Source organism: Plasticicumulans acidivorans (assembly GCF_003182095.1).
GTDB classification, from domain to species: Bacteria; Pseudomonadota; Gammaproteobacteria; order Competibacterales; family Competibacteraceae; genus Plasticicumulans; species Plasticicumulans acidivorans.
On sequence record NZ_QGTJ01000001.1, the window covers coordinates 554,684 to 570,720 of the forward strand.

A 16,037-nucleotide genomic window follows, 5' to 3' on the forward strand; every position below is an offset into this window, starting at 1 on the left:
GGTGTCCTACTTGTGCGAACCGCGCGTCGCCTGCAACGCATCGAGGCGCGCACGGACGGCCGGCGTGGCCAGCAGCGCCGGCGCCGGCTGCGGCAGACGCCGGCGCCAGTTCGGGTGCTCGTCGACGGTGCCCGGCAGATTCGGCTGTTCCTCCAGACCGCAGACATCCTCGATCGGCAGCAGCGCGAGCGCAGCCGGTGCCTTGGCGACGAAGCGCAGCGCCGCGTCGACCACCGCCGCCGGCTGATCCACCGCCGGTGCCGCACCACGGGCCACGCCGGCATATTCGAACGCCCCCCACAGCGCCTTGCGATCGGCCGCACGCTCGGCGAATTCCTCGCTGTCGGCCTGCAGATGGCCGACGCGCTGCCGCCAGTCGAGATCGCGGCCCCGCCACCAGCCGGCGACCGTCGGCAGATCATGCGTCGAGCTCATCGCCAGCGCATGTTCGGACCAGCGCGAGGGGTCGACGAAATAGCCGTAGTCACGCTCGAACCACAGCACCGACATGCCGGCGACGCCGGCATCGGCCAGGCGCTCGCGCATGCCCTCGGGCACGGTGCCGAGATCCTCACCGACCACCAGCGCCCGGTGGCGGTGCGCCTCCAGCGCCAGCAGCGCCAGCAGGTCTTCGAGCGGATAGTCGAGGTAGACGCCATCGGCGCCGGTACCGCCCTCGGGGGCGACCCACAGCCGGCGCAGGCCGAGGACGTGGTCGATGCGCACGCCGCCGGCATGACGCAGCGCAGCGCGCACCAGATCGATGAACGGTGCATAGCCGTGGCGCAGCAGCGCCTGCGGCGTGTAGGTGCTGAGCCCCCACTTCTGGCCGAAGCGGTTGAGCAGGTCCGGCGGCGCGCCGATCGACAGGCCGCTGAGCACGTCCTGCGGCTGGCTCCAGGCGTAGCTGCCGCCGGCGCTGGTGCCGACGGCAATGTCGGCGATCAGGCCGATCGGCATGCCGGCGGCGCTGGCCTGGGCCTGCGCCGCCGCCAGCCCGCGGGCGGCGACCCACTGCACGAAGCGGTGGAAACCGATCTCGTGCATGTGCTCGGCGGCGAGCCGCTGCACCTGCACCCCGTCGGGCTGCTGCAGCTCCGCCGGCCACGAGCGCCAATCCCAGCGCGCCGGATCGCTGCCGTACTGCAGACCGTGCAGCAGCTCGAAGCGCACATGATGTTCGAGCGCACTGCCGCCGGCACGCACGAAGCGCTGGAAGTCGGCACCGAGCGGGTCGATGCCGGCGATCAGCGAGGCCGACAGGTAATCCCACAGCCGGCGCAGGCTGGCCTGACGCTGGCGGGCGACCTGCGGCCAGTCGACCAGTTCGCCGCCCGCCGCCGCCGGCTGGTCGAGGCCACAGGCGGCCGCTTCGGCTCCCAGCCCGGCGGCCTGCGCATCGGCGTGCAGCACGTTGAGGAACAGCCGATTCGACGGCGAGTACGGGCTGAAATGGTGCACGTCGGCGCTGAACAGCGCGTGCACCGGGCTGATCGCCAGCGCCGCCGCGCCGTGCCGGCCGAGCACTTCGGCCGTCTCGGCGAGTGCGGAAAAATCACCGATGCCGGCGTCGTGCCGGCCGCGCAGACTGTAGAGCTGCACGGCGACGCCGTAGCCGCGCGCCTGTCCGCTCAGCTCGGCGAACGCCGGGCAGCGCGCCGGTGCCAGCGCCAGTGGCAAGGTGCTCGCGCCCCATTCGAGCATGTGATAGCCCGGCGCCACATCGAGCGCCGGCAGCGCCGAACGGCCGCGGCCGTCACCGATCAGCCGCACGTCGAGCGGATTGCCGTCTTCCAGATGCAGCCGCACCACGCTGCCCGCGGCCAGGCGCAGACCGAGCGCCGGCGGCAACGGCAGGGCTTCACCGACACGGCCGACGCACAGCGCCGGCAGCGTGCCGACGGCCGCGGCCTGCACGGCGGCGAGGCTTTCGCGCACCCGCGCCGGTGAGTCGGCGGCAAAACCGAGCGCAGCCAGCGCACTGCGCAGCACATCCGGCGCTACCTGGCGCGCGATGCCACGATAATCGGTCCAGCGTGGGGAAAGACCGGCGCGCTGCGCCAGTTCATCGAGTGGGCCATCCATCGTCTCGGACGCGGGGCGCATGTGGGAAACCTCAAGGGTGGCGATGGTTGGATTCGAGATAGGCACAGGTGCTGTGTGCCGGCAGTTCACCGAGCGCCAGCCGCGCGGCCGCGCCGCGTGTGCTTTCATAGAGCAAGGCACCGTGCGGCGGCGTCAGCGGCACGCTGGCAGCCGCGAAGTTCGCCACGATCTGCAGCCGGGAGCCGTCGCCGAGGCGCCATTGCGCACAGACCGCCTGCGGCGCGCATTCACTGGCAGCGAGCGCGACACTGCCGGCCAGCCGCGGCGCGAGTTCCCGCTGGCGCAGCGCCAGCAGTGTGCGATAGCACTCGGCGACGGCGGCGCTGCCGGGGCGCGGGCAGGACGCGGTGAACGTGGTCTCGGCATTCGGATCGGGGATCGCGTGCCGCCGTCCGGCATCGGCGAAGGCGGCAAAGCCGGCGAACTCACGCCGCCGCCCCGCACACACCGCCGCCGCCAGTTCGCCGGAAAAATCGGTGAAGTACAGAAACGGCGTCGTCGCCCCCAGCTCCTCGCCCATGAACAGCAGCGGCACCTGCGGGCAGAGCAGCTGCAGCGCCAGCGCGGCATGCCAGGCCGCCGGATCGGCCAGTGTCAGCAAACGCTCGCCGAAGGCGCGATTGCCGATCTGGTCGTGGTTCTGCAGAAAGAAAACGAAGGCCGACGGCGGCAGGTGCGCGCTCGGGCTGCCGCGCGGCCGATCATCAAGCGCCGGTGACGGCTCGCCCTGCCAGGCGAAGCCTTCACCGAGGCAGCGCGCCAGATAGGCCGCCGGCGCGCCGGCGAAATCGGCGTAATAGCCTTCCTGCTCGCCGGTCAGCAGCACGTGCAGCGCATGGTGCACATCGTCGTTCCACTGCGCATCGAAGCCGGCACCGAGCAGACCGGCATCGTTGTGCAGGTTCTCCAGCATCAGGTGGATTTCCCGCCCGGCGGTGGCGGCGCGCAGGCGGGCGGCGAATTCGATGAGGAAGTCACGCTCGCCGATCGCGTGCACGGCATCGAGGCGCAGGCCGTCGAAGCGGTATTCGCTCAGCCAGTACAGCGCGTTGCTGATGAAGAACTCACGCAGCGGCCGGCAGTTGAAATCGAGCGCCGCGCCCCACGGCGTGTGCTGGTCGGGGCTGAAACACTCGGGTGCGTAAGCGCCGAGGTAATTGCCCTCGGGGCCGAAGTGGTTGTAGACGACGTCGAGATACACGCACAGGCCGAGGCCGTGGGCACCGTCGACCAGCGCGCGCAGCGCAGCGGGCGTGCCGTAGCGGGTGTCCGGCGCGAACGGCAGCACGCCGTCGTAGCCCCAGTTGCGCCGGCCGCTGAAATCGGCGATCGGCATCAGCTCGATCGCGGTAATGCCGAGCGCCGCCAGTCGCGGCAGCTGCGCGCGCACGCCGTCGAAGCCGCCGAGGGTGCCGGCGTGCACTTCCATGATCACCGACTGCGCCCACGGCCGGCCGCGCCAGTCGGCGTGCTGCCAGCGATAGTCGGCGGCGTCGACGACGACGCTGGCATCGTGCACGTCACCGGCCTGCAGCCGTGAAGCCGGGTCCGGCACGCGCCGCTGGTCGTCGATGCGGTAGCGGTAACGGCAACCGGCCTGCGTTTCGACCAGGCGTTCGTGAAAACCGTCGCCGAGCGCGGTCAGCGGCAGGGACTCGTCGTCCAGTTCGAGCCATACCTGCTCGCAGGCGGGTGCCCACAGGCGAAAGCGCACCCGGCCGTCACCGAGCACCTGCGCACCGAACGGCATCTCGCAGCGCACGCCGGCGCTCATGCCGGCTCGCCTTCGAGATCGGGATCGTCGTCCTCGATCGGCTCCGGTTTTTCGACCGGCGGTGCGATGACGTCGTCGAGTTCGAGTTCAGCGGTTTCCAGCTCGGCGGCCGGTGGCGTCAGCTCCTCGACCGGCGCGGGGCAGGGTTCGTGACCGAGCAGCAGCACGCAGGCGTAGGGTTCGACGACATAGCCATCGGCCGTAACCGGCAGGCGATCGATCTGCGGGTAGGCCGAATCGACCAGCACGCAGTAGTCATACAGCGGCGGCGGCAGGCGAAAACGGTGCGCGACGCAGTCGGCGTTGTGCAGCAGCAGGAGGACATCGAGCGTGCCGTCGGCACGCAGACCGGCGCGGCGTGCGGCGAGCAGGCGCGCAGTGGGATTGAGCCAGTCGCCGGCCTGCAACTCGACGCCGCGTTCATCGAACCAGCTGAGATCCTTCAGACCGGGCGTCGGCTCGATGCGGCCGTGCTGGAAATAATGCCCCTGCAGCAGCGGAAACTGCCGGCGCAGAGCCAGCAGGCGGCTGACGAAAGCACGCAGCGCCTGCCCTTCCGCGCCGGCAGCGAGTTCCCAGTCGAGCCAGCTCAGCGCGTTGTCCTGGCAGTAAGGGTTGTTGTTGCCGCGCTGTGTCTGGCCGAACTCGTCACCGGCGAGCAGCATCGGCGTGCCATGCGCGAAGCACAGCGAGGCCAGCAGGCTGCGGCTGACGCACAGCCGCCGGGCGTGGATAACGGGGTCGCGGCTCGGCCCCTCGCAGCCCCAGTTGCTGCTGGCGTTGTCGTTGGAGCCGTCGCGATTGTCCTCGCCGTTCGCCGCATTGTGCTTGCCGTTGTAGCTGACCAGGTCGCGCAGCGTGAAACCATCGTGGGCGGTGATGAAATTGACGCTGGCCCAGGGTTTGCGCCGGTGATGGTCGAACATCTCGGCCGAGCCCTGCAGGCGGGCGGCGAGCGCGCCACGCATGTTCTCGTCGCCTTTCCAGTACCGGCGCACGTCGTCGCGAAAGCGGCCGTTCCACTCGCCCATGCCGGCCGGATGATTGCCGATCTGATAACCGCCGAGCCCGATGTCCCAGGGCTCCGAGATCAGCTTGACCCCGGCCAGCACCGGGTCCTGCATCAGCGCATCGAAAAAACCGCTGCCCGGATCGTAACCGTCGGGTTCACGGCCGAGCGTGACACCGAGATCGAAGCGGAAGCCATCGACATGGAACTCCTCGACCCAGTAGCGCAGGGAGTCCATCGCCAGGCGGATGACCGCCGGATGCGAGAAGTTGACCGTGTTGCCGCAGCCGGTGTCGTTGATGTGGTAACGCGGATTGCCCGGCAGCAGGCGGTAATAACTGGCGTTGCCGAAGCCGCGGAAACACATCGTGGTGCCGAGTTCGTTGCCCTCGCAGGTGTGGTTGTAGACGACGTCGAGCAGCACCTCGATGCCGGCGGCATGCAGCTGCTTGATTGCCCATTTCAGCTCGCCGAGCGAACCGTCGGCCAGATAGGCGGGATCAGGAGCGAAATAGGCCAGCGTGTTGTAGCCCCAGTAGTTCGTCAGCCCCAGATCGATCAGGCGGCGATCGCGGACGAAGGCATGGATCGGCAGCAGTTCGACGGCAGTGACGCCGAGGCGGCGCAGGTAATCGATGGTCGCCGGGCAGCCGAGTGCGGCAAAGCAGCCGCGATCCGCCTCGGGAATCTCGGGATGGCGCTGCGAGAAGCCCTTGACGTGCATCTCGTAGATCACGGTATCCGACCACGGCGTGCGCGGCGGGCGGTCGTCACCCCAGTTGAACGCGGTGTCGGTGGTCAGCACCGCCTTCGGCATGTAGGCGGCACTGTCGCGCCGGTCCATCTGCAGATCGCCCCGCGGGCCGCCGAGACGGTAGCCGTACAGCGCGTCGTGCCAGCGCAGCTTGCCGGCCAGCTGGCGGGCGTAGGGATCGAGCAGCAGCTTGTGCGGATTGAAGCGGTGGCCGCGGGTCGGGTCGTAGGGACCGTAGACGCGATAGCCGTAACGCTGCCCCGGCTGCGCGCGCGGCAGGTAGCCGCGCCAGATGCCATCGCTGCAGTCCGGCAGCGACAAGCGCAGCTCGCGCTTGCCGCCGACGTTGAACAGGCACAGGTCAACGCGCTCGGCGTCCTCGGCGAACACCGCGAAATGCACGCCACGACCGTCCCAGTGGGCGCCCAGCGCAACGCAGGAACTCGCTTCCAGGAACTCTTGAACCGGCATCGTGACTCCTTCGGCGCGTGGGCGGCTGCCCCGGTCCGCAGGCGTCACCCTCCCGCAACCAGCAGCAGCGTGGACAAAGGAGGCAAAGTCAGTACCAAGGAATACGGCTGCCCGTGGCTCGGCACGGCGACGGCTTCGACGCCGCCGCTGTTACCCATGTTCGAACCGCCGAAATCAACCGAGTCGGTATTGATGCACTCACGCCAGAAGCCGGCACGCGGTGCACCGATCCGGTATGCCTCGCGCGGCACCGGCGTGAAATTGCACACTGCGATCACCGGCGCCACCTCGTCACCCTCACCACTGCGGTAGAAGGCATAGACGCTGTTGGCCGCATCATCCCCGATCAACCAGCGGAAACCCTCCGGGCGCGCATCAATCTGGTGCAGCGCCGGCTCACCGCAATAGAGCCGGTTGAGCTGACGCACCAGCGCCTGCACACCGGCATGCTGCGGGTCGCTGAGCGCCGCCCAGTCGAGCTGCCCGCCGTGGTACCACTCGCTGCCCTGCGCCAGCTCGCCGCCCATGAACAGCAGCTTCTTGCCGGGATGCGCCCACATGAAGGCGAGGTAGGCACGCAGGTTGGCAAAGCGCTGCCAGGCATCGCCGGGCATGCGCCCGAGCAGCGAGCCTTTGCCGTGTACCACTTCGTCGTGCGACAGCGGCAGGATGAACTGCTCGGAGAAGGCGTAGATCAGGCCGAAGCAGATGCGGTCGTGCTCCCAGGAGCGGTGCACCGGGTTCTTGCCGATGTAGAGCAGGGTGTCGTGCATCCAGCCCATGTTCCACTTGTAGGAAAAACCGAGTCCGCCGGACTCGACCGGATGCGTCACGCCCGGCCAGGCGGTGGACTCCTCGGCGATCATCAGCGCACCGGGGCACTCGCGCGCCACCGTGGTGTTGAGCTGACGCAGGAACTCCACCGCTTCGAGGTTTTCACGGCCACCGTAGCGGTTGGGAATCCACTCACCCTCGTTGCGCGAGTAGTCGCGGTAGAGCATCGAGGCGACGGCGTCGACGCGCAGCCCGTCGAGGTGATACTGCTGCAGCCAGTGCAACGCGCTCGACAGCAGGAAGGAACGCACCTCGTTGCGCCCGAAGTTGTAGATCAACGTGTTCCAGTCGCGGTGGAAACCCTCGCGCGGATCGGCGTGTTCATACAGCGCGGTGCCGTCGAAGCGCGCCAGACCGTGGGCATCGGTGGGGAAATGCGCCGGCACCCAGTCGAGCAGCACGCCGATGCCGGCGCGGTGGCAGGCATCGACGAAGCGCGCAAATGCCGCCGGTGAGCCGAAATCCGGCTGCGGCGCGTACAGCCCCAGCGGCTGGTAGCCCCAGGAGCCGCCGAACGGGTGCAGCGTGATCGGCAGCAGCTCGATGTGGGTGAAGCCCATATCCCGCACGTAGGGAATCAGCTGTTCGGTGAGCTCGTCCCAGTGCAGTACCGTTTCACCCGGCCCCCACGGCCGCTTCCACGATGCGGCATGCACCTCGTAGATAGACATCGCCGCGTCGCTGGCACGGCCGCTGCGGGCGCGCTGTGCCATCCAGGCTTCATCGCTCCATTCGAACGCGGCGTGCTCGACGACGATCGAGGCACTGGCGGGCGGCAGCTCCGCCGCCCAGGCCATCGGATCGGCTTTCTGCGGCAGCAGGCCGTGCTGGCCGAGAATCTCGAACTTGTAGCGCTCGCCGGCACGCAGTCCGGGGATGAACAGCTCCCAGACGCCGGCCTCGTAACGGCAGCGCATCGGATGCCGCCGCCCGTCCCAGCTATTGAAATCGCCGACCACCGACACGCGCCGCGCATTCGGCGCCCAAACGGCAAAGCGCACGCCATCGACGCCGTCGATGTTCATCGGCATGGCGCCGAAACAGCGGCCGAGTGCGGCATGCCCGCCGCCGGAGAACAGACCGAGATCCCAGGCGTCGAGCAGCACGCCGAAGGCGTACGGATCATCGATTTCATGCACCGTCTGCGCCCAGTGGATGCGCAGTCGATAACGGCCCAGATTGCCGAGGTGGCAGCTGAACAGACCCGGCGCCGCCGGATCAGCGCTCATCGGCACCGTTTCGCCGCCCTGGCATACCAGCTCCACGGCTCGCGCTCCCGGCTGGAAAGTGCGCACGACGGCGGCACCGCCATCGGTATGCGGCCCGAGCAGGCCGAAGGGATCGGAATTTTCGCCAGCGGCGAGCGCCCGCGCCGCCGCGGCGTAGGCGGACGCAAGTTCTGCCCGTGAGTCAACCAAGGGATCTCTCCTGACAAGATGCCCGTGCAGCGAAGCAAGGCTCCGCTGCATCGACAGAGGACGGAAGCGGAGCTCAGCGCACCCGCGGATCGATGGCCTGCACGCGCAGCGAGTCGGCCGTCGAGCTGCTGCCCGGCGCACGCGCACTGCGTCCGCCGCCTCCCGAACGGGTCTGCCCGTGAGCGACCGTTTCCATCAGATCCTGCAGCGGCAGGTCCAGCGCATCCCCCGCCTCCAGATTTTCCAGCATCTCCTGCGTAATCAGCGTCACGCCTTCGCGGGTGCGATGGAACAGGCGCTGATCGGCCGCGGCATCTTCACCGACCACCAGACCATCCGGCAGGTGACAGCCTTCGTCGATGACTGCCTTGCGAATCCGGCAGTTGCGGCCGACGCTCGAATGCGGCAGCAGCAGGGTTTCGTCGACGATGCTGCCGACACCGACATCGACGCCGGTAAACAGCACCGAACGCGTCACCTCAGCGCCGGTAACGGAGCAGCCGCCGCACACCAGCGAGTCCATCACGCCGCCACGGGCGACACCGGCCACCGAAGTAAAACGCGCCGGCGCCGTCTGCTCGGCATGGGTCCACACCGGCCAGCGCTCGTCATCGAGATCGATGCCGGGATCGGACGCCGTCAGCTCGATATTGGCGCGCCAGTAGGCGTCGACGGTGCCGACATCCCGCCAGTAACCCTGTTTTTCCGGCTCGAAAATGTCGCGGAACGGATAGGCGAATACCTTGCCCGAACTGATCGCGGCCGGAATGACGTCGCGACCGAAATCATGTGCCGAAGTGCAGGAACCGGCGTCGTGGTGCAGCATTTCGAGCAGGAAACGTGCGTCGAACACGTAAATGCCCATGCTGGCCAGGGCCGTATCAGGCCGGCCCGGCATACTTTTCGGCGTATCCGATTTTTCGATGAAGCCGTGCACCCGCGTGGATTCGTCGATTTCCATGACGCCGAATTCGATGGCGTCGGCGAGCGGCACTTCGAGACAACCGATGGTGATGTCGGCACCGCTGCCGACGTGATGCGCGAGCATCGCACCGTAGTCCATGTTGTAGATGTGGTCACCCGCCAGCACCAGCACATGGGCCGGCTGGTGGCGACGGATGAAATCGATGTTCTGGAATACGGCATCCGCCGTGCCCAGATACCACGAACTCATTTCCATGCGCTGCTCAGCCGGCAGCAGCTCGATGAATTCACCGAACTGGCCGCGCAGAAAACTCCAGCCACGCTCCAGATGCTGAATCAGGGCATGACTCTTGTACTGCGTCAGCACGCCGATGCGGCGGATACCGCTGTTGATGCAGTTCGACAACGTGAAATCAATGATGCGGAACTTGCCACCGAACGGTACCGCGGGCTTAGCCCGGTGGGAGGTGAGATTACGCAGACGCGTGCCACGGCCGCCAGCCATAACCAGTGCCAGAGTATCCCGCGTAATTCGGCTAACGAAGCGGGGATCGGCAATCGTCTTCATCGAAGCGCTCCTCATCTATTGGCTATCCGGATTCTGCTCCCCGCCCAACGCCCGCAGCGTCGTGGGCGGGTCCATGTATCAGCTGTATCGATTCCGCTTATGAACCTGCGCCTCTCGTGCAAACCATGCCTGTGCATATCCGCCATCACCACGCCTGGTTTTCCAAGTCCTTTGCCAAAACATTCAGTCCTCTTTTTTGCACTAAAAGAATGCAGATACCCGCTCCGCTGCACCAGTATCTGCCTTTGCTGGTAAGCAAGCTCACGTGATCACACAAAATACTGATCCATCGCAATTTTTCCCGAAGCGGGCAGTCACGCCCGCACCGTCGCCGAAATGCCACCGCACATACCCGGTACTGTTACAGTGAAGTCTGTGCAAGACGCAACTGCCGGAACATCATGAAGAGGCGTTTTCGTTCTCACCCACTGAAAAACGACCTCGCACTCAACGCCACCACCACGCATTTTCACCTCGGATGATCCACCCAGATCATCCTCACCTACGAGTTGCCAAGCGGGAGAACATTTCTGATGAAGGTGCTGCATGCAGCCTCTGAATGCCTGGGGATTGCCAAAACCGGCGGGCTCGCCGATGTCGTGGCTGCCCTGCCAGCCGCCCAACATGCGATGGGCATGGACGTGCGGGTGTGTCTGCCGGCTTATCCGGGCGCGCGCGAAAAACTGAACGATGCACGAACACTGTGCACCATTACGGTGCGAGACACCCCCTTCGAGCTCATCGAAGGCACGCTGGGTGCAGACGGTCTGCGCATCTGGCTGCTCGATTGCCCGCCCCTGTTCGACCGCCCCGGCGACCCCTACCGCACGCCGGAAGGCTACGAACACAGCGACAACCACTGGCGCTTCGGTCTGTTCAGCGAGGCGGTATCGCTGCTCGCGCTGGGTGCCGGCGACTGGCAGCCGGACGTGCTGCATCTGCACGACTGGCAGGTCGGACTCGCCGCCGCCTGGACCGCCCGCGCGCCGCAACGGCCACGCATCGTGTTCACCATCCACAACCTCGCCTATCAGGGCGTTTTCGGCCGTGACGTCTTCGACGCCCTCGGCCTGCCCGGTGAATGGTGGCAACCGCAGGCGCTGGAGTTCTACGGCCGCTTCGCCTTCATGAAGGGCGGACTGTATTTCGCCGACGCGATCACCACCGTCAGCCCGAACTATGCCCGCGAGATCCAGACGCTGGAATTCGGCTGGGGGCTCGATGGCGTGCTGCGCGAGCGGGCCAGCGTGCTGACCGGCGTCCTCAACGGCATCGACATCGACACCTGGAGTCCGACCCGCGACCCGCTGATCGAGCGCAACTACAACGGCGCGACCGTGTCCTCAGCGAAGCCGGTCAACAAGCACGCGTTGCAGGCGGAACTCGGCCTGCCGCAAAGCGACGTGCCGATGGTGGTGTTCATCGGCCGCCTGGCTGCACAGAAAGGCGCTGATCTGATCCTGGCGGCGCGCACCGGTATCGATGCGCTCGATCTGCAGCTGGTAGTGCTGGCGAGCGGTGAGCACGATCTGGAAACAGCGCTGATGCAGTGGGCGCAGGAACAGCCTCAGCGGGTGTCAGTGACGCTGCGCTACGACGAAGCGCTGGCGCACCGCATCACCGCCGCGGCGGACCTGCAGCTGATGCCCTCACGCTTCGAGCCCTGCGGGCTGAATCAGATGTATGCGCAGCGCTATGGCACGCTGCCGATCGCGCGCCACACCGGCGGGCTGGCCGACACCATCGTCGATGCCAACGAGGCGACGCTGGCCGACGGCACGGCGAGCGGCGTGGTGTTCCCTGAAGCCAGCGCCGACAGCCTGCTGCTCGGTCTGGAACGCGGACTGGAACTGCTCTCGGCACCCAAGCGCCGACTGGCACTGCGCCGGGCCGGCATGCGTCGTGATTTTTCCTGGAAGGCCTCGGCCGAACGCTACGCGACGCTGTACACCAAGCTTTGAGGCAGGACAGGCCGCCCCAGGCTCAGTGCAGCCCGGCGGCCATGCGCCGTAACCAGCCGTCCGCCTGCGCCGCGGGGCAGTTTTGCAGATTGGCGAACAGGCGCAGCGGCAGTTCACCGAAACCGTATCGTGCACGCAGCGTGACCGCGATGTGCAGCCACAAATGCGCGGTCATCTGCGCATCGGCGAGCGCGCGATGGCAGACACCATCGCTCGGCAAGCCAGCCCAGTGCACCAGCGTGGCGAGCTTATGTGCCGGTGCCTGCGGAAACACCCGCCGCGACACCCGCATGCTGCACAGCATCGGCTGCGTCCGCTGCAGCCCCTCCCGCGCCAGCTCGGCATCGAGAAAACGCCGATCGAAGCTTGCGTTATGAGCCACCAGCGGCGTGCTGCCGATGAAACGGGCCAGCGCCGGCAGCACCTCAGCCGCCGGTGGTGCGCCGCGCAGCATGGCGTTGCTGATACCGGTTAATTGCTCGATGAACGGTGGCACCCACGCCCCGGTGCGCACCAGACTCTGAAAGTGCTCGGTCAGACGGCCGTTGACGATGCGCACGGCACCGACCTCGGTGATGCGGGCACCCTGCTGCGGACTCATGCCGGTGGTCTCGAAATCGATGACGACGAACGCCCCGCACGCCTCCGCCGCCGGCGTCAGATTCGACCTCGACACGCTGGTTTCTCCTGCCATCGGCGTGCGCTCATACCAGCAGCAGCTTGCCACCGGTCATCAGCAGAATCACAGCCAGCAGCTGACGCACCCATTTGCCGTCGATGCGATGGCTGGCATGCGAACCGATGATGACACCGGGCACCGAGCCCAGCAGCAGCATGCCGAGCAAGGGCCAGTCGATGCTGCCGATCGCCGAATGACCGAGACCGGCGATCAGCGTCAGCGGAATCGCATGGGCGATGTCGGTCGCCACCAGCCGGGTCGGCGTCAGCCGGTAGGGATAGAGGTAGACCAGCATGACGACGCCGAGCGCCCCGGCCCCGACGGAGGTCAAGGTCACCAGCACGCCCAGGATCAGACCCGCCAGCACTGTCAACGCCCCCTGATAACGCTTGAATTCGATGGGCTTTTCAGTGCGCAGGTGCTGACCGATGCGATGCAGCTGGGTACGGAACAGGACCGACAGACTGGTCAGCGCCAGCGCCAGTCCCAACCCGCGCATGATCAGATGCTGCAGTTCGGGATCGGGCTTGTGCGTACTCAGCAGCCACAGCGTCAGCAGCGCCGCCGGAATACTGCCGCTGGCCAGCCGGCGCAGAACCACCCAGTCGATCGCCCCCTTGCTGCCGTGCACCCAGGAGCCGAAGGTCTTGGTAATTGCCGCATAGAGCAGATCGGTACCCACGGCCGTCTGCGGCGCCACGCCGAGCAGCAACACCAGAATCGGCGTCATCAGCGCCCCGCCGCCGACACCGGTCAGACCGACCAACAGCCCGACGATGAAGCCCGCTACCGTATTCACCCATTCCATATCAGAACCTTTGCAGCGCTAACGCCGGCCACCCAGCCGACGGCATCCCGTTCTTTTCCGTACCGCCGCGATCATCGAGACGTGCGCGTGGACGGTACCTCGATCTGTCTCAATGCTATTAGCTATTAAAATAATCCAACAAATTCTTTTTAGTCATAAAGCAAGCATCATAAAGTTGGGGTCACATTTTCAAAGAGACCCGCCGCGCGCGGACCATTTTCCGCCATCGCCATGAGCCGCCCATGAGCCAGAACTGCACCGTCGATGATACCGCCCCGACCGAAACCGCCCACGCGCTGACCATCCGCGATATCCGCTGGTGGTCGCCAACGCTGTTCTCGCTGACGCTGGAGCGCCCCGAAGCCTTCCGCTTCCTGTCCGGCCAGTTCGCCCGCCTCGGCCTGCCGGTCGACGGCGAGTGGGTCTGGCGCGCCTATTCGATCTGCTCATCGGTCTACGATGAACAGCTCGAATTTCTCTCGATCGTCGTTCCCGACGGGGTCTTCACGCAGGCGCTGAAGGACATCCAGGTCGGCGACACCCTGTGGGTCGACAAACGCAACTTCGGCACGCTGACCACCGATCGCTTCCGCGCCCAGGACGAGCTGTGGATGCTCGCCACCGGCACCGGGCTGGCGCCGTTCATGTCGGTGCTGCGCGATCCCTACACCTGGGAACGCTTCGAACGTGTGGTGCTGGTACACAGCGTGCGCAACAGCGATGAGCTCGCCTACCGCGAGTGGCTGGAAAACCTCGCCGGGGACGAGCTGTTCGGCGAGTTCGCCGAGCGTTTCCGCTACATCAAGGTCGTCACCCGCGAGGAATGTCCGGGCGCCTTTGCCCTGCGCATTCCCGAGCTGGTGCAGACCGGCATCCTCGAACGCGCCGCGGGGCTGGAATTTTCAGCCGAGCGCTCGGCGGTGATGCTGTGCGGCAACCCGGCGATGCTGCGGCAGATGAAAACCGTGCTGCAGGAGCGCGGGCTGAGCGTCAACAAGAAAAGCTCGCCCGGCAACATCCTCTGGGAAAACGGCTTCCTGCCCGAAGACAACCGTCAGCCCGACCTCTGAGCAGCCGCAGCGGCTGCCCGGATACGCAGCGGGCACGATTGCACAAACAGTGACAGCGCCTCGTCCGCGCGTTTGGCGGCGTTGCCCGTGACTGCAGTTGGCCACGGGCGGCGTGCCGGCCGCCGCTACGGCCGACCACGGGACACGGGCATGGCAGGCCCCATGACTCCGGCCGCTGCTGCACCGGCTCCACTATGCTGACAGCAGCGTTTCACGCTGAAGGAAATCACTCTGGAGCAGGAGTATCGAGCCATGGATTGCCCCACATCCCGCGAAGAACAGGCCTTGCCGAACACCTTCAAACTCGCCAGAGCGGCCAATGGCCGCCTGATGCTGGAGAACATGCAACTGAGCGAGCGCGATTGGCAGGCGGTCGCCGCACTTCTCGAACGACGCGGGTTTTCCCGTACCGGCAAGACGGTGAACGGCGCCGACACGGTGATTTATCAGGACTTCGTCCGCGACGCCATCACGCTGGCCGCCGGCTGGGATACCTGGACCGGCCATTACCTGCTGGCCGGCAACGCAGAGGGCGACCGGTTCCTGCAGGAGCTGCACCAGCAGATCGCTCAGGCAGATTAGCGGCTGCCTCAGAACTTGCGCTTGAGGAACAGCAGCGCAAAGGTGCCGGCACCGGCACCGCAGACCAGCAGCATCACCGGCCAGAAGCCGTGATCGCCGCCGGCGAACGGCAGGCCGGAGGTGTTCATGCCGAAGATGCCGGTGATCAGCGTCATCGGTGAGAACACCGCGGTCAGCACCGAGAGCACGTAGAGGTTGCGATTGGTGGTTTCAGCCAGTCGGCCGGCCAGTTCTTCCTGCAGCAGCTTGGCGCGCTCATAGAGTTCGCGTTCATCGGCGAGCAGAAAGCCGAGGTCATCGACCACCTCGCCGAGGATGCGCCGGTCGTTGGCATCGAGCCAGGCCGGTGCACGTTTGAGCAGACGGATCAGCGCGTTGCGCTCCGGCCCGCAGCCGCGGCGCAGGCGCGCGCAGCCGCGACGGATGCGCCCCAGCCCTTCGCGCTCGGAAATCCCCCCGATGAGGATCTCCTCCTCGATCTCGTCGACCTGTTCGACCATCTCGTCAACCAGGCTCTCCAGCGCCTCGGTGCGCATGGCGATGAGCTGCGCGGCGAGGCCGATGCCGCTGTCGTCGGTCGCGCCGCTGCGCACGGCGAGGCGCAGCCGGTCGGGGCTGCGCAGCGGCTCGATGCGCGCGCTGACCAGCAGACGATGATTGGCGTAGAACCACAGGCTCGCCAGCTCACCCGGCTCGGCGGTCTCGGTGCCATCGCTGTAGACCAGATCGTTGATGACACCGAGCAGGCCTTCGCCGATCGCCTCCAGCCGGCAGCGGTCCTCGCGCTCGGCGAGCGCCTGACGGAATGCCACCGGCAGGAACTCGGCCTGCGCCAGCCAGCGTTTGGCGCGGGCGCGGCCGAGATTGAAGTGCAGCCAGATCACCGAGTCGCCCGCCGCCAGCGCCGCCTCCACGCCGGCCAGGCCGATGCGCTCGGCCGGCGCATCGCGCCACAGACGAAAACCGCAGATCACACCATCTTCAGGGCTCAGCGCCTGCAACAGGCTTTCGGCTTGTGCCATGGCTTGCTTCCCCGTCCCGCCCGCGATGTCCGCCGACCATTCTGCACTGGCAACGGT

Annotated in this window: 11 protein-coding genes; 3 read left to right on the top strand and 8 right to left on the bottom strand. The window is 66.8% G+C overall.

Annotated features, from left to right (window positions below; all coding sequences use genetic code 11):
* Window positions 1–6 precede the first annotated feature (6 nt).
* From malQ to glgC, 5 genes are read right to left on the bottom strand one after another with little or no spacing between them, the layout of a single operon-like run.
* Window positions 7–2,106 carry a 4-alpha-glucanotransferase gene (gene malQ, locus C7443_RS02220; RefSeq protein ID WP_246004503.1) on the bottom strand — a complete coding sequence of 700 codons (2,100 nt, stop codon included), beginning with the start codon at window positions 2,104–2,106 and terminating at the stop codon, window positions 7–9.
* A 10-nt stretch (window positions 2,107–2,116) separates the two neighbouring features.
* Window positions 2,117–3,880 (bottom strand): malto-oligosyltrehalose trehalohydrolase, encoded by a 1,764-nt coding sequence (treZ, locus tag C7443_RS02225; RefSeq protein WP_110016938.1) that lies wholly within the window; start codon window positions 3,878–3,880, stop codon window positions 2,117–2,119.
* Window positions 3,877–6,114, bottom strand: a complete 2,238-nt coding sequence (gene glgX / locus C7443_RS02230) for a glycogen debranching protein GlgX (protein WP_110016939.1) — start codon at window positions 6,112–6,114, stop codon at window positions 3,877–3,879. Before glgX ends, treZ begins: the two co-directional genes overlap by 4 nt.
* Before the next feature lie 44 nt (window positions 6,115–6,158).
* Window positions 6,159–8,417, bottom strand: a complete 2,259-nt coding sequence (glgB, locus tag C7443_RS02235) for a 1,4-alpha-glucan branching protein GlgB (protein WP_110016940.1) — start codon at window positions 8,415–8,417, stop codon at window positions 6,159–6,161.
* Between the two features lie 22 nt (window positions 8,418–8,439).
* Window positions 8,440–9,858, bottom strand: coding sequence for a glucose-1-phosphate adenylyltransferase (glgC, locus tag C7443_RS02240; protein WP_110016941.1), 1,419 nt, complete (start codon window positions 9,856–9,858; stop codon window positions 8,440–8,442).
* Between the two features lie 533 nt (window positions 9,859–10,391).
* Here glgC and glgA point away from each other — a divergent pair.
* Window positions 10,392–11,819, top strand: a complete 1,428-nt coding sequence (glgA, locus tag C7443_RS02245) for a glycogen synthase GlgA (protein WP_110016942.1) — start codon at window positions 10,392–10,394, stop codon at window positions 11,817–11,819.
* Between the two features lie 22 nt (window positions 11,820–11,841).
* Here glgA and C7443_RS02250 read toward each other — a convergent pair whose 3' ends face one another.
* Window positions 11,842–12,495, bottom strand: a complete 654-nt coding sequence (locus C7443_RS02250) for a 3'-5' exonuclease (protein WP_281279370.1) — start codon at window positions 12,493–12,495, stop codon at window positions 11,842–11,844.
* Window positions 12,496–12,523: 28 nt separating this feature from the next.
* Window positions 12,524–13,306, bottom strand: a complete 783-nt coding sequence (locus C7443_RS02255; protein ID WP_110016944.1) for a sulfite exporter TauE/SafE family protein — start codon at window positions 13,304–13,306, stop codon at window positions 12,524–12,526.
* Between the two features lie 242 nt (window positions 13,307–13,548).
* Here C7443_RS02255 and C7443_RS02260 point away from each other — a divergent pair, with 242 nt between their 5' ends.
* Window positions 13,549–14,376: a ferredoxin--NADP reductase gene (locus tag C7443_RS02260; RefSeq protein WP_110016945.1), complete on the top strand. Its 828-nt coding sequence runs from the start codon at window positions 13,549–13,551 to the stop codon at window positions 14,374–14,376.
* A 252-nt stretch (window positions 14,377–14,628) separates the two neighbouring features.
* Window positions 14,629–14,958, top strand: a complete 330-nt coding sequence (locus C7443_RS02265) for a hypothetical protein (RefSeq protein WP_110016946.1) — start codon at window positions 14,629–14,631, stop codon at window positions 14,956–14,958.
* A gap of 8 nt (window positions 14,959–14,966) precedes the next feature.
* Here the strand turns inward: C7443_RS02265 and C7443_RS02270 are convergent, their stop codons facing one another.
* Window positions 14,967–15,980 carry a CorA family divalent cation transporter gene (locus C7443_RS02270; protein WP_110016947.1) on the bottom strand — a complete coding sequence of 338 codons (1,014 nt, stop codon included), beginning with the start codon at window positions 15,978–15,980 and terminating at the stop codon, window positions 14,967–14,969.
* Window positions 15,981–16,037: the final 57 nt, after the last annotated feature.